The following is a 20,324-nucleotide window of genomic DNA, read 5'->3' on the forward strand; positions in this document are numbered from 1 at the left end:
CTAAGCTCCCTGCTGATTTTTTTCATCATCTTGTTTGCTTGGTTTATCTGGCGCCAGTGGAGTAGTGCCCGTGTTTGGCGTTAATCGGCGTTTTTCAAACTCGGCTAACGAAATCGCTTTTACTTGCTGACCATGACGAATGCGATGCAAACCTTTCACCACCACTTGCTCACCCGCACACAAGCCACCGCTAGCAACAATTCCTTGTTCACCGTAATGCTCAACAACAATAAAGCGCCGCTCTATCTCACCTGAATCAAGTACCACCATTACATAAATACCGCCCTGCTCAACTTGTGTAGCTTCTTCAGGGACGACAATGGCATCTTTCAATTCGGATAATTTAATCCGTGCTTTTGTATATTGCCCAGGTAATAGCTCACTATTAGGGTTAGGCAGCTTTGCTCTTACTTTAAAGGTGCCCGTTTTCGGGCTAATTTTAGGGTCGGTGAAACTCACATCACCCCAATATCGATACTCACTGCCATCAGGCAAAGAAATACGTACAAAGCCTTCTAGCGCCTTGCCTTGTTGCTCGGCTTGTAGCTTCTCCATCATGCTGGTCATACGTCGCTTGGCATTCAAATAATCAAGTGCCGACATATTAAAATTAACGAAAATAGGGTCTATTTGCTGAATGGTGGTAAGGAGTGAAATACCATTACTGCCAACCAAAGCACCGAGATCGGCTTCAGAGCTACCAACCATGCCACTAATTGGCGCCGTAATGCGGGTATATTCTAAATCGAGCTTGGTTTCTTCAAGTTCTGCTTGGGTTGCTGATAATGACGCTTGCGCTTGCTCTTGGATAGAAATTGCATTGTCGTAGTCGAGCTGACTTGCTGCATCTTGCTCGTAGAGGGGTTTTAAACGAGTAACATCGCGCTTTGCTTTTGCCAGCGCTGCTTGGTCTTTTTGTAGTGCGGCTTTAACGCGATTAAGCTTAGCTCGGTAGGGTCTATCATCAATGGTGTAGAGTAAATCACCTTCGTTTACCCAACTACCTTCAACAAATTCAACACTTTGTACAAAGCCGGTGATCCGTGCGCGTACTTCAACATCAAGTGATGCGTCTGTACGCGCCACGTAATTCCCATACAGCGGCACATCAAACTGCTTAACCTCAGCGGTAACCACTTCCTCAACGATAACTTGAGGTTGCTCTTTAGAACAACCCACCAGTGCCGCTAAGCACACGCACCCTATGACGTATTTGTTTAATAGCATACAACCTTCTCATTCCTTAAGCCTGTCTCTATCTTGCTATCTGTTGCAATACTACATAGATGAGGGATTCTTTGTTATTTTTGACAATTAGAGCAGTACACAGTGCTTCTTTGCCCTAATCTAATTTCTTTTAATGGCTCTTTACACGTTACACATGGCTCACCTTTGCGACCATAAACTAGTAATTGCTGGGCAAAATAACCGGGCTTACCATCACTTTGAGCAAAATCTTTTAATGTTGTGCCGCCTTGCGTGATAGCCGCAGCAAGTGTTTCTTTAATAATAGGCACTAATTGCTGATAACGCTTTAAAGACACCTTGCCGGCTTCTCGTTTCGGGTGAATTCCGGCCTTAAATAACGACTCATTGGCATAGATATTACCTACACCAACTACCACAGCGTTATCCATAATAAACTGTTTAATTGGTACTTTTTTATTTCTAGACTGTTCGTAAACACGCTTTGCAGCAAACTCATCGGTAAGAGGCTCCGGTCCAAGCTTGGTTAGCAAGGTATGACATTCGCCTGGTGCTTGCCATAAGCAGGCACCAAAGCGACGCGCGTCGTTGAGTCTTAGCGCTTTACCTGTGGCTAAAATAAATTCGATATGGTCGTGCTTTTTTAATGGCTCATCTGCGCTCACAACTCGTAAGTTGCCCGACATTCCTAAATGCAAAATAACACTACCCAGCTCACAACCGAGTAATAAATATTTTGCTCTACGCTCCACTGAAGTAACTTTAAGTCCTTGTAATTGATATACATCATCAGGCACAGGCCAACGCATACTGGCGTTATGAATATTTACTTTGGTCACTGTTTGGTTAAGCACATGCGGCGTTATTCCCAAACGGCTAACTTCAACTTCTGGTAATTCAGGCATCTGTGACTCTCTTAAAACGGGTATAACGGAAATAACTTAGCAGCATCAGCTTGTTCAAGCTCAAATACTCGTTGTAACCGCTTATCTAATAAATAGTATTGCTGATCTATGTTGTACAACTGATACACCGCTGGCAACTGCTCCCCGGCTAGCCACACGGAGGCAACATAATCAGCCGATGTCTGTGAAATTTTACTAACAGGGAGACTGGCAATAGTCAGTTTTTGATGTTGCCAAAGTTCAACGAGTTGTTCGAGCTGCTGCTCATCACCTTGCCATGTGGTTTCTTGCAGTGATTGGCTACGCCAAGAGGTGCCGATACGCTCGATTTTTAATTCTGGAAATGCCATTGCTAAAATGAAGCTTTGCTCTGGGAGTAATGCTTGTATTCCTTCTTCAACGGGCTGTGTATTGAGCTTTTTATGTAGGCCATTGAAGAAAAAAATCATCAATAGCATCGAAATAATCACCACATTATTCCATGCTTTTCGGCTCAAGCGCATCAGTATCTTCCTCAGTTTTCAATATCTTAAAGTGTAACCAAAAAGGACATTAATTGGCAGTTGTAATTGATCAACAAAATTTCATGTCTGTTATGTATCAATCTGTCGATACTTTGCTAAAATATCCGCCAAATTTAAAGGAGTTCCGTCAATGTCAATGTATGTAGTGGGTCATAAGATCCCTGATTCAGATTCAATTTGCGGTGCAATTGCGCTTGCTTACTTAAAAAACCAGATCAATGAACCTGCGATCCCGACGCGTTTAGGTGAAGTATCACCTGAAACACAATTTATCCTAGATAAATTCGGTTTCGAAGCACCTGAGCTAAAACTTAGCTACGCAGGCGAAGACGTTTATATCGTTGACCACACAGAAAAAACACAAGCACCTGATGACATCGATGAAGCACGTGTTGTAGGTGTTGTTGATCACCACAAATTAGGCGATTTAACATCATCAACACCACTTGAGTGTTGGATCCGCCCAGTGGGTTGTTCAAACACTATCATCAAAATGATGTATGACTTCTACAACGTAGAGATTCCAAAAGATATCGCAGGCATCATGTTATGCGCAATCTTAAGCGACACTGTAATCTTTAAATCACCAACGTGTACAACAGCTGACATCAAATGTGTTGAAGCACTTGCTGAAATCGCTGGCATAGAAGATTTCAAAGAACTTGGCATGGAAATGTTCAAGGTTAAATCAGCAGTTGAAGGCACCCCTGCACGTGATTTAGTAATGCGTGATTTCAAAGACTTCAACATGAACGGTAAGCTAGTAGGTATTGGCCAGCTAGAAGTTATCGACCTTGCTGTATTTGATGAGATCAAACCAGACCTTGAAGCTGACATCGCAAAGCTTAAAGAAGAAGGCGGTCGCCACTCAGTATTACTCCTGTTAACCGATATCATGAAAGAAGGCTCTGAAATGCTAATTGCGTCTGATGACGTATCAGTAATCGAAGCTGCCTATGATGTTAAATCAGAAGACGGTCGCGTATGGTTAGATGGCGTATTAAGCCGTAAGAAGCAAGTTGTACCACCACTACAAGACGCTTTTGCAAAAATCTAATCAGAACTGTTAGATACAAAAAAGCCGATGTTACATCGGCTTTTTTTGTGTCTGAAATTTTCGCGGTAGTTAGATTTGCGTTGCATTACGCTGACGTAACACTTCAAATAAACAAATACCGGTCGCAACTGACACATTTAAACTAGATACCGAACCAGCCATTGGGATTTTAACTAATAAATCACAATGCTCACGAGTAAGGCGGCGCATACCATCCCCTTCAGCCCCCATAACAACAGCCATTGGCCCTGTTAGGTTTGCATCAAATAACTCAGTATCTGTTTCACCGGCAGTGCCGACAACCCAAACGCCAGCATCTTTAATTTCACGTAACGTACGCGCAAGATTGGTTACTTGAACTAATGGCACTGTTTCTGCTGCACCGCATGCTACTTTGCGCGCTGTGCCGTTCAGTTTTGCAGACTTATCTTTAGGAACGATTATCGCGTGCACGCCCGCAGCATCTGCACTACGTAAACAGGCACCTAAGTTATGTGGATCAGTAATACCATCAAGTACCAGTAAGAAAGGCGTTTCTTCACGGGCAATGATCTCATCTAGATCTTTTTCGTTATACATGCGCGCCGCTTTTACATTAGCGATAATGCCTTGGTGCTGCTCACCATTTGCTTTATTATCAAGCGCTTTACGCTGCATAAATTGTACAGAAATACCGAATTTACGTGCTTGGTCAATAACCGGGTTTAAACGTTTATCTTCACGCCCTTTTAAAGCGTATATTTCTAAAAAGCGCTCAGGCTCTTTTGCTAATATTGCTTCAACTGAGTGAAAACCAAAAATTAATTCATTACTCACGTATTATTTGCTCCTCGGCCATTACGTTTACGGGCATTCTTACCCGGTCTTTTTGCCTTTTTGGTGGCTTTTTTCTTACTCTTCTTTTTGCCGGCTTTTACAGCATCAGCTTGTTTACTATTAGGCTTTTTACGCCCTTTAGAAGATGAAGACATGCCACGTTTTTCATTCTCTTTGTCGCCTGATTTTGCCTCAAAGCTGCCTGACTGCGCTTTTTTACCAGGAATTTTACCTGCTTTAAGCTGGGCACGAACACTTGGTTTTGCAGGGGCACTACGGCCACGACGACGCGCATAACGGTCTTGTTGCGCTTCACCTGCTAACACTAAGTTTATGCGTCGCTCGTCAAGACTGACAGATGACACCTGAACCGTTAGTTTATCGCCTAAACGATAAACGGTGTGAGTTTGTTCACCAATTAAGCAATGCTTAGCACCATCGTAATGGAAGTACTCATTGCCCAGGTTAGTTACATGGATCATGCCGTCGATTTGTAAATCGTCTAAGCGTACAAATAAACCAAAGTTAGTTACCGATGAGATCACCCCACCAAATTCGTCACCAACATGGTCTTGCATAAATTCACATTTCAGCCAATCTGCTACTTCGCGAGTCGCATCATCAGCACGGCGTTCAGTGGTTGAACACTGCTCACCTAAAATATCAACTTCGTCATCAGTGTAGGCATACTCACCCGATGTTTGCTGACCTTGCGCTTTAAGTACCGCTTTAATTGCACGGTGCACCACTAAATCAGGGTAACGACGAATTGGCGATGTAAAGTGGGCATAGGCTGGTAAAGCTAAACCAAAGTGGCCAATGTTATCTGGCTGATAAACCGCTTGCTTCATTGAACGGAGCAACATGGTTTGAATAAGCTCAGCTTCTGGGCGGTCGCCTAATTTAGCTAACACTTGCGTTATTTCTTTTGGTGTTGGCTCATCAGAAATCGCAGTTTCGATACCAAGCTCTGATAAAAAGTTTCTGAAGAAACCAAGCTTTTCAGCATCAGGCTCATCATGCACACGATAAAGCGCACTCGCCTCGTGCTTTTCTAATAATCGGGCTGCCGATACGTTCGCTAAAATCATGCACTCTTCGATAAGTTTGTGCGCATCATTGCGAACCACAGGCACAATTGATTCAATCTTACGATGTGCATTAAACACAAAGCGCGTTTCTAAGGTTTCAAACTCAATCGCACCACGCTCTTGGCGAGCAGCTTTAAGTGCCATGTACATTTGCTGTAAGTCAGTTAAATGTGGCACCATTTTAGCGTACTCTTCACGTAGCTTTTCATCGCCTTGTAAAATCGCATTCACTTTGGTGTAAGTAAAACGAGCGTGTGAATTCATCACCGCTTCGTAAAATTTATACCCAGACAACTTACCCGCTTCTGACACCGTCATCTCAGCAACCATACATAAACGGTCAACTTCTGGGTTCAATGAGCACAAGCCATTCGATAGCACTTTTGGCAGCATCGGAATAACTTGCTCAGGGAAGTATACTGAGTTACCACGTTCAATCGCTTCTTTATTCAGAGGCGTGTTCATTCCTACGTAGTGCGACACATCGGCAATGGCCACCCATAAACGCCAACCACCTGATGGTTTGCGCTCACAATAAACTGCATCGTCAAAGTCACGGGCATCTTCACCGTCGATTGTAACTAGCGGTAAGTCACGTAAATCAACGCGACCTTGCTTTGCTTGTTCATCAACAAACTCACCTAAATGAGCAATTTGCTTTTCAACCGCTTCTGGCCAAACGTGGGGAATATCGTGATTGCGTAGTGCAACTTCAATTTCCATACCCGGTGCTAAGTGCTCACCCAGTACCTCAGTGACTTTGCCTACCGCATTCATATGTCGGCTTGGGTTTTGGGTAATTTGCACTTGCACCATTTGGTTGTGGCGCGCGCCATTTTCACTACCCGGTAGTATCATAATATCTTGCGTTATGCGTGGGTCTTCAGCCACAACAACTGCAATACCATGCTCAACAAAATAGCGGCCAACAATCGGTGCACGTTCATTGGTTAATACCTTAATGATGCGTGCATCGCATTTGCCACTTGAGCCTTTGCGATTGCCTTTAGCAAGCACAATGTCACCGTGCAACACCATATTCATTTGGTGCTTTGCGATAAACCAATCTTTACTCTCACCTTCAACTTCTAAAAAGCCGAATCCGTCACGATGACCAATGACCTTGCCTTTAACTAGCCCAGATTCATCAATCAATGCGTAGCATTTAAACTTATTGAAATACAGTTGACCATCGCGTTCCATAGCACGTAAACGACGTTTGAACGCAATTTGACGCTCTGTATCATTCACATGTAATTCGTCACAAAGTTGTGTGAAGTTTGCTGGTTTGGCGCGAGATTCTAAGTGAGTAAGTATAAACTCACGGCTAGGGACGGGGTTTTCGTACTTTTCTTGTTCTCGACTGAGATTGGGATCCTGTTTTGACATTCACTATCTTGTTAGTTGGTTATGTTGTTATTTTAACCCATAACCTAACAATGAGACAGGCAAAAGCTATGAAACTTTTAAGAAATTGATTAAACCAGTTTTCGCACTCAAATTGTTCAATAATTTAATAGCAAAATTAAGGACCTTATAACCACCCTTTTTGTCTTGCTATGCGAGCAGCATCTACTCGGTTTACCGCATTTAGTTTACTCATTGCTTCTGAAAGATAATTTCTAACCGTCCCTTCTGATAAAAACAATGTTTTTGCAATATCTTGAGTTTTTAAGCCATCACCGGCTAATTTTAATGCTTTGCGTTCTTTATTAGTCAATGGATCAGTGTCAGATAATGCAAGTAAAGCAAGTTCGGGATCAATGACTCTTCGGCCTTGATTGACTGATTTTATTGCATTAATTAAATGCTCTGATGGCGCTTCCTTTAAAATAAAGGCGCGAACATCTGCTTTCATAGCACGCTTTATGTAACCTGCCTTTGAAAATGTAGTTATTATCATGGTTTTAATATCAGAATGGCGCTTACTCAGTATTTCTACCAATTCGATGCCTGACATATTGGGCATTTCAATATCTGATAACACCATATCAATCTTATTTTGTTCAATAAATTTAAGTGCAGCTTTGCCATCCTCTGCTTGCCCAACGACATTAATAAATGGATCAAGTCCAACAAGCGCACTAATTGCTTCCCTAACCATTTGCTGATCTTCAACAATGAGTAAATTAATCATGATAAATTCGCTTGAAAATTCATAGTCAGGTTAAACCCTTTTTTATTTTCCACAATAAGCTCTCCGCCAAGTGCTTCAGTACGCTGCTTAATGCCATTAATGCCATTGCCACTTTTAAATGTGGTTACTATACCGTTATCCTTAATTGATATTAGTTCCTTACTAATATCAATTAAAACTTCATTCCCTTTACTATGCCTTAAAATATTAGTGCAAGCCTCAGTAAGAATAAGCGATACGGTTTTTTGTGTTGCTGTCGATAAGTTTGTTAATTCATTGTTTACTATTACATTAAAGCCATTTTGTGTTAGCTCTTCTTGTAAAAACTCTAACTGTTTAGTGAGGTTAAACTGTTTCATATTTGTTACTGCTTTACGAATATCACTGAGTAAATCTCGGCTAATGGCCGCCACTTGCTTTATTTCACTCTGTGCTTGCTCAACCTTATCATTAACAATTAACTTTTCGGCTAGTTCTGCTTTTAGAGCAATCGACGATAGACTGTGACCAGCTAAATCATGAAGGTCTCGTGCAATGCGTTCACGTTCAGCAATCATTGCCAACTGTTCTATTTGATGTTGACTTTTTTGTTCACTTAACTGGTGTATTCGTTCACGCCTCTCAGCACGTCCCATAAAATAAAGTGCAATGCTGATGATGAGTGCTGGCGCAATAAAATATGGATTATTCAAATCAAATAAATACACCGCGAAAAAAATACTTAAAGCAACAGCAACTAGCCCTAAAACGCCTTTTTGTTGTCTAAAGTTGAACCCAAAAAAATAGCAAGCAAAGCCAAATAAAGTTTGTGTTCCAAGAGTTAAATATGTACCAAAAGTTGCGATAATAACAATGATAGACACTGGAATGAGCGCATCTTCACCTTTTGCGTTAGCAGCTTTAACATAGTAAAAAATAAAAGTTATATATATCATAACTATAATAAAAATATCTAAAGCTGCGAATTGCTCAAAACTTAGAATCAACGGTAAAAAATAAAAACTTGAAAAAACAAGTGGCCCCCAGACCCAGTAAGGCTTTTTTTCAATTGCTAAGCTTTGTCTAAAACTATCACTTTTCATTTATGCTCAATCCCATTTTTTGGCTTTTTTAAATCTTATCTAAACTTGGGCAGCATATGGCTGCCCACGATTAGTTACTGCTTATTTTTATTTATCAAAATTTTAGGCCATGTATAGTTTGGTGCAAGGTCAAGTGATGTTTGCCAATCTTGCACTGCTTTTTGCACATCATTTAGTGCTAAATATGTTAACCCACGCCAGACATATGCTTCCGCCTGCCCCCATTTATAACCATCATTATTATCATTTTGATAGTGAATTAGAGACTCATTCAATGAACTAAGCGCTTGCTGTTTACTGCCACCAAACATGCTAGGTGTGTTTAAAGCAATTATACCTTTAACTAGATGAGCACGAGGATTACTTTTGTCAATTTGCACCGCATTATTTAACGCATTGTTCGATTTTATGCCGTAGTAAAAACCTGTAATAGGTTTAATCGAAATACGATAACCATACACTTGAGCAAGCAATGCGTTTGCCTCACTTTTATCTGCGTCAAGTTTATCGTCTAAAAGCGCTGTTTGTGCAATATCAAGTAAGGCAAGCGCTTTTTCAGTTTCACCCATGATATTATGTGTAATAGCAAGGCGATAATTCACAAGCGCTGCATCATACCCTGCTGCATTTTTTGCTATTTCGGTAAGTTCTGACAAGTTATGCTGTTGAGATGCAAGTTCAATACTATCTATAGTACTTTGTTCAGCAAATACGTAATTTGTGTTAAATGTAATTGCCGCAGCGAATAACGCGTAAAAATTTTTAGTAATTAGATTCATAGCTATACCCTTTATATTAATGAATGACAAACCGACATGTATCGGTACAGATATAGTGTTACTTAAAAAAGAATGAGTGTTTAACGACATTTGTAAGCAATACATCATGACAATTGTCATAAAAAAGCGATGAAACTTTTAAGAAATTGATTAATTCTGCCAAAAATGAAGCGTTGATATTCTTTGCAACAAACACTCTGTGTTAATATTTTCGGAAAATAACAACAAGCTAACATAATTATATGGATATTAACTTAACCCACTACCTCGCAACGATGGCCTACAACAGCGCCTATATTGGTCTGTTCATTGCGATCATAGCCGTTGCAAAACTGTCGTATAACTTAGCAACCCCTTATAACACCACCAGCCAATTAACCGATAATGCCAACAGTGCCTTGGGTTTATCTATTGGCGGCTACTTAGGGGCAATTACCATTATTTATGGCTTTGTTTTAGCTGGACCTAGCCAAGGTTTACTAAGAGATTTGATGAATGTATCACTGTACAGTGTATTAGGTATGGTGCTGCTAACCTGCTCACGTATTTTAAATGACAAATTACTGCTGCGCTTGTTCTGCAACCAAGAGCAATTAATTAACCAACAAAACGAGGCAGTAGGCCTAGTACAAGCGGCAAACTATATGGCTGCTGCACTGATCATTGGTGGCGCATTAACCGGCGAAGGCAGCTGGTTATCGGCCATTGTGTTTTATTTTTTAGGGCAACTAATGCTGATCATTTTTGCCAAAGGCTATGATCACCTCACTGCTTTTAATCTTCACGAACAGCTCGAAAAAGGCAACAAAGCCGTTGCACTTAGCTTTTCTGGCACTATGTTGGCGTTAGCTATTATCTTGTGTCATGCGCTCATTGGTGGCTTTCATACTTGGCAACAAAGCTTAAGCTTATTCTTTATTGACGCATTATTTGGCTTTTTAATTTTACCAATTGTGCGTTACCTCGTTGATAAAATTATCTTTAGCAAAATTTCACTCGACCAAGCAATGCACGACAAAAACACCGCCGTTGCGGTTATTGAAAGCAGCATTGCAATCTGTGTTGCTGTTATCATCACTATCGCTATTTAAGCTTATTTATGGAGTAATGGATGAACATCTATAAGCTTTTTATTATTGCCGCTATCACATTTGTTGTTTGCTTAGTGATACGTGCAGATCTACAAGCGCCACTTATTAGTGGCCAATATGGCAACTTTAAAGACTACGACGGACAAGACAAACCTTACCTATTTACAGTGCCAGAAGATGGCCAAATGATGCGCTTAGAAATTAAAGGCAGACTGCCTTTAAACTCTTGGAAAGCTATTGATATCGAAATTTTTGACCCTGATGGTAACTACTTATTTAGTTACTCTGATGAACTTTGGGCCGAAACCGGACACGATTCAGATGGCAAATGGACTGAGTACCGTGATTATACTCATCACGATGTCCACTTCCCAAAGAAGGGGCAATATAGCGCCTACGTCAGTAGTACGTTTGGCCCAAATAAGCGTGCCGAACATTTTAGTTATACGTTTCGTATTATCCCAATCAAAGGTAACAGTAATTTCATGCTACCGCTGTTATGGATTTCTGGCTTCATCGGCGGTGTAGCGCTATTTGTAATGCTGCATCGTTTAGAAGCTGAGCGTGAAGGCTCCGATATTACTTATAAACCAATCAATAAGTTAAACCCTGAGGCTATAAAAGCAATGGAATCGCGCATCTCTGTTTGGCCTATTGTGTTACTGTTTTTAGCACCCGTGCTCTTCTTTTCCTTCTTGGCATATAGCAAAGGTGACAAAGAGCAAGATTGGCAAGTTTACTCCTATCACCACCTCACAATAAGCGTTGATAAACAATTACGTGAGCAAAGTATTGGTAGTGCAGGTTTCCGTTCACGAGGCGGCCCTGGTGGTAAATAAATCAATTCGCGAAAGCCACATTTTACTGTTTAGTATTTTTGTTGCTGGCCTTTGCTCAATTATCTATGAGCTACTGATCGCAACCACTGGTGCCTACTTTTTGGGTGATAGCATCACTCAATTTTCCCTGACGATTGGCGTCTATATGGCAGCAATGGGGGTTGGCTCTTATTTTTCCCGCTTTGTGCCTGATAAGCCATTGCTGGTGTATTTTATTGGTTTTGAGCTTGCGCTTGCACTACTTGGCGGTTTGAGTGTGCCATTGCTGTATTTCTGCTATGCGTTTGGTTTACCACTGCAAGCAATTAGTATTTTACTCACTACGCTAATAGGGATTTTGATTGGCTTAGAAATTCCGCTGTTAAGTCGCCTAATGGAAAAACATTATGCGCTAAAAGCAAACCTCGCTAATGTGTTATCTATTGACTACTTTGGCGCCCTGCTTGCGACTTTACTGTTTCCTTTTCTATTTTTACCTTGGCTTGGGGTTTTTAAAACAGCCTTAAGCTTTGGCTTAATGAATCTAAGTATTGCGCTGTTATTGCTGTGGTACTTTATCGACCATATCAGCCCAAATCGTCGAAAAGTGCTTAGACTCACATTAGTTTTAGTCTGCTCAGTATTAGTGCTTTGCTTATTTGCTAGTAAACAGCTCACCCATCTTTGGCAAAGCCAAATCTACGATGACCGTGTTGTACACTCAGAGCAAACGCCCTACCAACAAATTGTACTGACTCGTCATAAAGATGATATTCGGCTTTATTTAAACGGTGGCTTACAGTTTTCATCGATTGATGAGTATCGCTATCACGAAGCGCTTATTCATCCCGCTATGGTGCGCCATGGTAATGCCAAACGTATTCTAATTTTAGGCGGTGGCGATGGCTTAGCAACCAGAGAGCTTTTGAAATACCCGCAAATAGAATCTATTACCCTAGTCGATTTAGACCCGGCAGTCGCTAGGCTTGCGCAAACTAATCACAACCTGACAACTCTTAACAAGCACTCACTCAGTGACCCTAAAGTGACGGTTATTCATCAAGATGCTTATGTGTTTGTTGAGCAAAACGAACAGCTTTTCGATATTATTTTTATTGATTTACCGGATCCAAAAGCAATCAATTTAGCACGGCTTTACAGTCAGCAGTTTTATCAACTAGTAAAAACACGATTACCAAATAACGGTATAGTAGTGACCCAGGCCACCAGCCCATTTTTTGCGAAGCAAGCATTTTGGTCTATCAATAACACACTCAGTGCAGCAGGCTTTGCGCATACCTTGCCATATCATTTAAATGTGCCCTCTTTTGGCGAATGGGGCTTTATTATGGCTTGCAACTTGATGTGCAGTAACCAACAAGTATTGCCAGTTAAAACCCGCTTTTACCGCCCAGAAAATGACGCACAATTGTTTATTTTTACGCCGGATATTAGCGCTAACAATGAAAAAGTATCGACACTTGATGAGCCTAATGTGCTGCACTATTACTTGCAGGGATGGAAATATTGGAACTAAACGAATGGATTAGCCCATTTGGGGAGTTTACAAAGTAAAGGATTACCGTTACAAAGAGAGTTAATAACAACAATAACAAGGTTTGTAATGCAGGCGCACAAACAGAGCCTAATATACTTACACATTGCAGTGCTACTCTTTGGTGGTACTGCATTATTCGCCAAGCTAGTCAGCTTAAGTGCATTAGATATTACCGTTTACCGAACAGCAATTGCAGGCTGTGCCTTACTGATCTTACTTACAATTCAACACAAAGCGATTAAGCTTCACTCGCGTCGCGACTACCTTATAGCCTTGTTACTTGGTATCACTGTTGGAATACATTGGCTCACCTACTTCGCAGGTATGCAACTAGCAGGTATTGCAGTCGGTATGATTGCCTTTTTTACTTACCCTGTTATCACGGTATTTTTAGAGCCTTTATTTCATGGCAGTAAACCACAGCTCAAAGATATTTTTAGCGCCTTGGTGGTGATGCTTGGTATTTATTTACTTATTCCTGATGCCAGCTTAGGCAATGATGTCACACTCGGAATTGCTATTGGTATTTTGTCAGCGTTCTTTTTTGCTTTTCGAAATATCGTTCACAAGCGTTACTTTAGCCAATATGGCGGCCCACAAACCATGCTTTATCAAACTTGGATCGCCTGCATTATGCTATGCGCCTTTGTCGAAGTACCGCCATTACAAGTTGATACAATAAATTGGCTGCTATTAATTACCGTAGGAGTTATTTTTACAGCAGCACCGCATTCACTGTTTGCAGCAAGCCTAAAAAACTTATCAGCTTCAACCGCTGGTTTGATATCGTGTTTGCAGCCTTTATACGGTACGTTTTTCGCTTTTTTAATTTTGCATGAGCAACCTTCAATTAGCACTCTTATTGGTGGCGCACTGGTGATTAGTGCCGCTTTTTATGAAACATGGTCAGTGACTCGTAGGTATAAGCAATGATGAAAGTATTCGCTCACAGAGGTGCCAGTGGTACCTACCCAGAAAATACTCAAAGCGCCATTATCGCAGCTGTTGATTTAGCAGTAGATGGCATCGAAATTGATGTGCAAAGCTGCCTTGATGATTACATGATTATTCACGACACTTGGCTTGATCGTACAACCTCTGGTCGCGGTAAAGTAAACGCCTGCTCAAAAGAGCAAATTCAACAATACGATGCAGGCAATGGCGAGTGCGTGCCCACTTTACAACAGGCAATCGATTGGGTTGCTGATAAAACTTTACTTAATTTAGAGCTTAAACATACTTTTTCGTTAGATAAATTTGTAGAGCTTATAGAATCAAACGTTAGCGCAGGGAAAATTTCTCGGGATAACCTGCTAGTCTCTTCATTCGATCACCATCAACTGATGTGGCTAAAGCAAAAATTGCCGTGGGTAAAGATTGGTGCACTAACCGCTTCTATCCCAATTAATTACAGCGAGTTTGCGCAAAAACTCCATGCCTATAGCATTCATGTAGATAAAAACTTTATAAACCATGAGTTTGTTGCTGACGCAAAACAACGCGGCCTTCAAGTTTATGCTTACACGGTCGATAAAGTGGAAGATATCGAATTAATGCTAGAGTATGGCGTAGATGGTATTTTTACTAATTTTCCGTGTCATACACAAATGACACTGCAGTCACTGTAACTCAACAAAACTAAGCTATACTGTTGAATTATGTGACATTGAATAATAAAAAATTACGCCAAAATGAATCAACACAACACCTTAATGAGTAGCTATATGCGCATTTACAATTTTATCGAACAAACTTTCTTTTACACTCTTACACGTAAAATTGTCGGTAATTTAGGTTTTGTGTTTGCGTTTCAAGCCATTACTTTGATCTGGCTTTATAGCAGCCTTTCAGAACAACAAGCTGGCATGGGACTATTTTGGTTAATGACCTTTGTTATCATCGCGAGCTTTATTTTTACTATTTTCTACATGCGCTTTTTAATTGTGCGCCCAGTGCAAGCAATGCGCGATACACTTGAGCAAATCAACCGCCATGATGCCGATTTATCTGCCAAGTTACCGCATTTTACCTACGATGAATTTCGTGATTTAAGTGAGCAGTACAATACCTTTACAGTTCATTTAGCAAACCTATTAGCAACTACTTATCAAAGTGCACAAGCCAGTGCAGATAGTAGTTCAAAGATGACTCATTCGATGCAGCAAACCGCAGAAATGAGCCACCAGCAAATAAAATTCAGTCAAACCATTACTGATTCAAGCAACCAAATTACTTCAAGCCTAGAGAATATCTCAGCAAATACTGACAGCGTGCACCATGTTAATAGTGAACACTTAAACTTTGTTAAGCACTCAGCCACTGAGTTATCGGCATTAGTTAAAAAGGTCGCGATGATTAGCCAAATTTTGGGTAACTTCTCAGCAACAGTGTCTGGCCTTAAAGAAAACAGCGAGAACATTCGTGCCATTTTAAAAATGGTTGAAGAGTTTTCTGATCAAACCAATTTACTTGCTCTAAATGCTGCAATCGAAGCGGCACGTGCCGGTGAAGCAGGCCGAGGTTTTGCGGTGGTTGCCGATGAAGTTAGATCGCTATCGGTTAAAGTTAACGATGCAACTCGCCAGATCAGTGACTTTATTAATCAAATGAATAGCCTTGTTAGCGAAACCAATAAAGAGTCTGAGCAGTTAATTAGCCACTCGAGTGAAGCGGAAACTGCCATTAGCAACACCTCAACAGGCTTTAGCAATATGCTTGGCGAATTTGAGCAAAACCAACAACAACTACAACAGATTGTCAGCGCGGTGCATTTACTAGAGCAAACCCAAACTCAGACCCATCAAACGGTTGAGCAAATAGTTGCTTTGGGTGAGCAAGCTAAGCAGCAAATTGATGAATCACTCGCTGATTGCCAACAATCACACAAACTGAGCCAACAAACCCAAGAGCAGTTAAAACGCTTTGTGTGATCGGCTTTTAACTGCTGCTCTGAGTCAAAATATGTTAAAGTAGCCGCTTCTTGGCTACTTTTTTATTGACCGTGACAACACCCGCTATTGATTATGAACAACTCGCACTGCAAATAAAGCAATGGGGTAAAGACCTTGGCTTTGCAGAAGTGGGGATCACTGATATTGACCTAACGAAGCATGAAGCGCAGCTACAGCGCTGGTTAGATTTAGGCTATCACGGTGAGATGGAATACATGGCAGCCCATGGTATGAAGCGAGCGCGCCCAGCAGAGCTGGTACCTGGCACGCAGCGAGTCATCTCAGTAAAAATGAACTACCTGCCGCCTGATGCAAGCTTTGCTAAAAACCTCAAACAGACTGATAAAGCGTACATTAGTCGCTATGCATTGGGTCGTGACTATCATAAGTTAATTCGCAACCGTCTGAAAAAGTTAGGCCAAAAAATAGAGCAGCAAGTTGGCCAGCTCGGTTTTCGCCCCTTTGTTGACTCAGCCCCCGTGCTTGAAAGACAACTAGCCGAAAAGGCAGGCTTGGGCTGGCGTGGAAAACATAGCTTATTAATCAATAAAGAGGCGGGCTCTTGGTTTTTCTTAGGTGAGCTGTTTGTTGATATACCGCTCCCTATTGATGAAGAAAATAGCTTTGAAGGCTGTGGGAAATGCGTTGCCTGTATGACGCTGTGCCCAACCGGTGCGATTGTCGAGCCTTATGTAGTCGATGCCCGTAAATGTATCTCTTACCTTACTATTGAACTGCAAGGCGCTATTCCAGAAGAGTATCGTCCACTGTTAGGGAATCGCGTCTATGGCTGTGATGACTGTCAATTAGTGTGTCCATGGAATCGCTATGGTCAGCTCACCGATGAAGCTGACTTTCACCCAAGAAAACAGCTTAAAGATCAAGACTTACTGACTTTATTTGCATGGGATGAAGCAACCTTTCTTAAAAATACCGAAGGCAGCCCTATACGCCGCATTGGCCACGAACGTTGGTTAAGAAACCTCGCTGTCGGATTAGGTAACGCTGATTACAACAAGCAAATAATCGAAGCTTTAGAGCAAAGGTTAACAACAGCTACAGCTTTGGTCGCTGAGCATATCGAGTGGGCGCTTGATCAGCAAAAAAATAAGCGCCAGTTAAAGCTTCGTAAAACTGCGCGCTTAATTCGCATTGTTGAAAAAGGCCTACCCAGAGATGCTTGATGACTAGCTCAAGCTTTGCCCTACCGCGTTAATAATAGCGATAGGTCATTCTCAATTTCTTTAAAGGCCGCTTTAACCCCTTTTACAGACTCCTCTCGAGCCACTGAGTTCTGAATGGTTTCGTCGACCTTTTGATAGATAAACACCTCTTGGTCTTCATCTAAGCCCATGGTCGGTATGCGACTTTCTAAGTCTTCTTGAAGCCGCTTAAATACAGCTTCGTTATTGATACGGTTTTCATTTAAAAGCTCAATCAAACCTGTAAATTTGCTGTGCACCTTACCTACAGCATCATTTAACTGTTGCTGTTGCTGAAGAAGCTCTTTTTTAGTGAGAATCGCTTTTAGCTGTTGCTCTGTAACACTGACTAAAAAACAGATATGGTCTCGAATTCGGCCATGCTTATCGGGGTCTTGCCCAGGCATATTTAAGATAAGCAAACTAATCATTTCATAGTTTACTAAAATCCGATTTGAGAACTCATGCAATCGACCTTTGCTTTTCAGCATTTCAAACAGCTCGATCACAATCGGCGAGCACACACCCGACACAGAGAAATGTAATACTTCGTTATCTAACCTAAACTCCACATTACTTTGTAAATCAAACGCACCTAAACAGTTTAAAAAGGCTTTGCCGAGCTCTTGTTCATTATCAATCGAACCAATATGCTCGATGTAATTAACAATTTGTCCCATTTCACTGCTGTTTGCCATGGCATTAAATGCCGTTGACGTAGCATCTTCAACTTGTTGTTCTAGCGATTCTTTTTCAATTAGTACTTGATTTAAATGTTGTAACTTAAGTTTTAATTCACCATGACTAAATGGTTTAACAATGTAGTCTTCTGCACCAACAGAATAGCCTTCCATGCGCTCCTCAACCGTGCCCCTGGCTGAGACAAACATCACAATAATTTTTTGTGTATTGGGGTTTTCTTTCAGCTTACGACAGACATCGTAACCACTCATTTGTGGCATGCTCACATCGAGTAAAATCACTTGTGGGTCGAACTGCTCTACGACTTCTAAGCATTCTGGGCCGCTATTAACCATTTTCAGTTCAAAATCGAGATCTTCAAGGATCTCTTCAATAATTTCTAAATTAAATGGTTCATCATCAACCGCTAAAATACGTTTCAAGGCCATAATTATCTCTTCCCTTTTATTAATTCATCGATATAGACTGTTGTTCATTTGCCAAGTGTTGCGGCAAGTCTATTTCTAAGGGCAGCCGTACCAAAATAGTGGCGCCCCCGTACTCATTGTTACTTGCCGAAATAGTGCCTTGATGTAAGGCTACAAATTCCCGGCAAATAGCTAATCCAAGCCCAGTGCCTCCCGCACCACTGTTGGTTTTACTGCTTTGCTCAAACTTAGCAAAAATCTTTTCAAGTTCCTGTTCAGGGATCCCTATTCCGCGGTCAATAACAGCGATTTGGGCCATCTGCTCATTCACCGCTAAACAAATATCAATTTCGCTATTTGGCTCACTAAACTTCAGTGCATTACCTATCAAGTTACGCATAATTTGATTAATTTGTTCTTCGTCGCACTCAAGCACAATGCCCTGTTCAAAACCTATAGGCCGAATAGCAATACTTCTTTCAAGGGCTGTGCCCGACACATCATCAATGCTGGTTTTTATAATATTGCTTAAGTTATGCTTTTGCGGATTGAACGGGAATTTCCCGACATCGAGCTTTGAGAGATCGAGCAAGTTATTCAGCAGCGATAATAATCGCTCACCACTTTGCTCAATTCTAGATAGATACTTGTTTAACTTGTCTTTACTTAAATCGTCATTAGCAACCTTATCAAGCCCAAAGCGAGCAAAGCTTAAAATAGAATGCATAGGTGTTCTAAGTTCATGAGACATGTTCGCTAAAAACTCAGATTTACTGTGATTTGCCGCTTCTGCCACATTTTTAGCATGCTCTAACTGAGCTGTGCGGGCTTTGACCTCTTCTTCAAGCAAATCTTTAGCTTCAACGAGTAAATCTTCTTTCTCTTTAAGATGCGTAACATTTTTAAAGATCACCGCTAGCGCAATTTCGCCGTGGTGGTCGATTTCGTTAAACGAGCCAACTAAAGGCACCTCACTGCCGTTTTTCTTGAGTAGTCGTAAGTCACAACTAAATTGTCGGTTTTTACTTAAAGTCGCAATCTTATCTTTGATGCGCTCAGTTGAAGCAACATCAAAAAATTCAAAAACAGAGCAATTCTCAAATTCTTTCAGCGGTTTTTCAAAAAGCTGCTCGCAGGCGTCGTTAGTTTCTATAACCTTACCACCACGCTCAAATAGAATAATGGCATCGGGTGTATGCTTAAAAATTACGCGTAGTAAGCTGTCTTTTTCTATGAGTGCATCGACTGTATTTTGCAAACGCTCGACTAATTCAGTGTTATGACGCCTTAATAGTTCTGTTTGCCACAGTTTATGTACTGATTGCAGCAGGCTATTATCATCAACCGGCTTGATGAGCACATCTTCTACCCCTTGACGAATAGCTGCCACCATCGAGACTTGATCAGGTTTAGAAGTATAAAGTAAACAGCGGCTATTAGGCTGACATGTTTTGAGCTTATTAAAGAGCTCAAGTCCAGTGCCATCAGTAAAAGTAAAATCACTTATGAGTAAATCAATGTTCTGCTCTTTAATAACATCCATAGCAGATGCAGTATTATCAGCTGTGAAGGTTTTAATATGTGCCCCTTTTAGGTTTAGGGCTATTTGCGCCAAACGTTCTGCGCAGTGATCAACGAGTAACACGGTAGGAAGTTGAAGAATATTATCGCTGTCGAGCTCAAGTACCCCTTCTAATAAAGAGCTAATTTCTTTATTAGCAAAGAAGGGGTAAATCACCACAGCATTAGGTAATAGGCGATTTACTTCACTAAAATGCTCTAGTAAATCACTACGCTGCGCTTTAGGCGCTAGCAGCAAGAAGTGCTCTTGTGCGAACACTCCCATTAGCGTTTTAATAACAGTGGTTGGTACACCATGAGAAGCTGCAACAAGATCAAAGTCTTGCTCTAAAACAGCATCATCAACCATTGCAAAATGTAATAGCTCAACTCGACAGCCAATCAGCTCTAGTAGCACCTTGACCCGCATTGCTAAAA

At 41.1% G+C, this 20,324-nt stretch carries 18 protein-coding genes; 8 read left to right on the forward strand and 10 right to left on the reverse strand.

Annotated elements, in window-relative coordinates:
• The 3 genes from AOG26_RS02225 to AOG26_RS02235 all read right to left on the reverse strand — a co-directional run bounded on the left by AOG26_RS02225 (position 1) and on the right by AOG26_RS02235 (position 2,614).
• A complete protein-coding gene (locus tag AOG26_RS02225; protein ID WP_082401547.1) occupies positions 1-1,227 on the reverse strand; it encodes an efflux RND transporter periplasmic adaptor subunit in 1,227 nt (408 codons plus the stop codon).
• 74 nt (positions 1,228-1,301) lie between these two features.
• A complete protein-coding gene (gene mutM, locus AOG26_RS02230; protein ID WP_054561020.1) occupies positions 1,302-2,111 on the reverse strand; it encodes a bifunctional DNA-formamidopyrimidine glycosylase/DNA-(apurinic or apyrimidinic site) lyase in 810 nt (269 codons plus the stop codon).
• A gap of 11 nt (positions 2,112-2,122) precedes the next feature.
• The gene (locus AOG26_RS02235) at positions 2,123-2,614 is read right to left on the reverse strand and encodes a hypothetical protein (RefSeq protein WP_200907851.1); all 492 of its coding nucleotides are present in this window, start codon (positions 2,612-2,614) and stop codon (positions 2,123-2,125) included.
• 151 nt (positions 2,615-2,765) lie between these two features.
• Between AOG26_RS02235 and AOG26_RS02240 the strand changes: the two genes are divergently transcribed.
• Positions 2,766-3,692 carry a manganese-dependent inorganic pyrophosphatase gene (locus tag AOG26_RS02240; RefSeq protein ID WP_054561022.1) on the forward strand — a complete coding sequence of 309 codons (927 nt, stop codon included), beginning with the start codon at positions 2,766-2,768 and terminating at the stop codon, positions 3,690-3,692.
• A gap of 69 nt (positions 3,693-3,761) precedes the next feature.
• Here the strand turns inward: AOG26_RS02240 and rlmB are convergent, their stop codons facing one another.
• The 5 genes from rlmB to AOG26_RS02265 all read right to left on the reverse strand — a co-directional run bounded on the left by rlmB (position 3,762) and on the right by AOG26_RS02265 (position 9,597).
• Entirely contained in the window at positions 3,762-4,508 is a 747-nt protein-coding gene (gene rlmB / locus AOG26_RS02245; RefSeq protein WP_054561023.1) for a 23S rRNA (guanosine(2251)-2'-O)-methyltransferase RlmB, read from the reverse strand.
• Positions 4,505-6,988 carry a ribonuclease R gene (gene rnr / locus AOG26_RS02250; protein WP_054561024.1) on the reverse strand — a complete coding sequence of 828 codons (2,484 nt, stop codon included), beginning with the start codon at positions 6,986-6,988 and terminating at the stop codon, positions 4,505-4,507. The genes rlmB and rnr overlap by 4 nt, the downstream gene beginning before the upstream one ends.
• Positions 6,989-7,133: 145 nt before the next feature.
• On the reverse strand, positions 7,134-7,736 hold the full coding sequence (locus AOG26_RS02255; protein ID WP_054561025.1) for a response regulator transcription factor: 603 nt from the start codon (positions 7,734-7,736) through the stop codon (positions 7,134-7,136).
• A complete protein-coding gene (locus tag AOG26_RS02260) occupies positions 7,733-8,818 on the reverse strand; it encodes a sensor histidine kinase (protein ID WP_054561026.1) in 1,086 nt (361 codons plus the stop codon). The genes AOG26_RS02255 and AOG26_RS02260 overlap by 4 nt, the downstream gene beginning before the upstream one ends.
• A gap of 74 nt (positions 8,819-8,892) precedes the next feature.
• The gene (locus AOG26_RS02265; protein ID WP_054561027.1) at positions 8,893-9,597 is read right to left on the reverse strand and encodes a tetratricopeptide repeat protein; all 705 of its coding nucleotides are present in this window, start codon (positions 9,595-9,597) and stop codon (positions 8,893-8,895) included.
• A gap of 242 nt (positions 9,598-9,839) precedes the next feature.
• Here AOG26_RS02265 and AOG26_RS02270 point away from each other — a divergent pair, with 242 nt between their 5' ends.
• The 7 genes from AOG26_RS02270 to queG all read left to right on the forward strand — a co-directional run bounded on the left by AOG26_RS02270 (position 9,840) and on the right by queG (position 17,199).
• Entirely contained in the window at positions 9,840-10,688 is an 849-nt protein-coding gene (locus tag AOG26_RS02270) for a DUF350 domain-containing protein (protein ID WP_054561028.1), read from the forward strand.
• A gap of 20 nt (positions 10,689-10,708) precedes the next feature.
• The gene (locus AOG26_RS02275; RefSeq protein WP_054561029.1) at positions 10,709-11,527 is read left to right on the forward strand and encodes a hypothetical protein; all 819 of its coding nucleotides are present in this window, start codon (positions 10,709-10,711) and stop codon (positions 11,525-11,527) included.
• Positions 11,517-13,043 (forward strand): polyamine aminopropyltransferase, encoded by a 1,527-nt coding sequence (locus AOG26_RS02280; RefSeq protein ID WP_235575456.1) that lies wholly within the window; start codon positions 11,517-11,519, stop codon positions 13,041-13,043. Before AOG26_RS02275 ends, AOG26_RS02280 begins: the two co-directional genes overlap by 11 nt.
• Positions 13,044-13,130: 87 nt before the next feature.
• Positions 13,131-13,997, forward strand: a complete 867-nt coding sequence (locus tag AOG26_RS02285; protein ID WP_054561031.1) for a DMT family transporter — start codon at positions 13,131-13,133, stop codon at positions 13,995-13,997.
• A complete protein-coding gene (locus tag AOG26_RS02290) occupies positions 13,994-14,692 on the forward strand; it encodes a glycerophosphodiester phosphodiesterase (RefSeq protein ID WP_054561032.1) in 699 nt (232 codons plus the stop codon). Before AOG26_RS02285 ends, AOG26_RS02290 begins: the two co-directional genes overlap by 4 nt.
• An 84-nt stretch (positions 14,693-14,776) precedes the next feature.
• Complete coding sequence (locus AOG26_RS02295; RefSeq protein WP_054561033.1) at positions 14,777-15,994, forward strand: methyl-accepting chemotaxis protein; 1,218 nt, start codon at positions 14,777-14,779, stop codon at positions 15,992-15,994.
• Between the two features lie 71 nt (positions 15,995-16,065).
• A complete protein-coding gene (gene queG / locus AOG26_RS02300; protein ID WP_054561201.1) occupies positions 16,066-17,199 on the forward strand; it encodes a tRNA epoxyqueuosine(34) reductase QueG in 1,134 nt (377 codons plus the stop codon).
• Between the two features lie 20 nt (positions 17,200-17,219).
• On the opposite strand, the gene AOG26_RS02305 is transcribed toward queG, so the two are convergent.
• Both AOG26_RS02305 and AOG26_RS02310 read right to left on the reverse strand, forming a co-directional pair.
• Complete coding sequence (locus AOG26_RS02305) at positions 17,220-18,347, reverse strand: response regulator (protein WP_054561034.1); 1,128 nt, start codon at positions 18,345-18,347, stop codon at positions 17,220-17,222.
• 19 nt (positions 18,348-18,366) lie between these two features.
• The gene (locus tag AOG26_RS02310) at positions 18,367-20,316 is read right to left on the reverse strand and encodes a hybrid sensor histidine kinase/response regulator (RefSeq protein ID WP_054561202.1); all 1,950 of its coding nucleotides are present in this window, start codon (positions 20,314-20,316) and stop codon (positions 18,367-18,369) included.
• Positions 20,317-20,324: the final 8 nt, after the last annotated feature.

The organism is Pseudoalteromonas sp. UCD-33C (assembly GCF_001306895.1).
GTDB lineage: Bacteria > Pseudomonadota > Gammaproteobacteria > Enterobacterales > Alteromonadaceae > Pseudoalteromonas.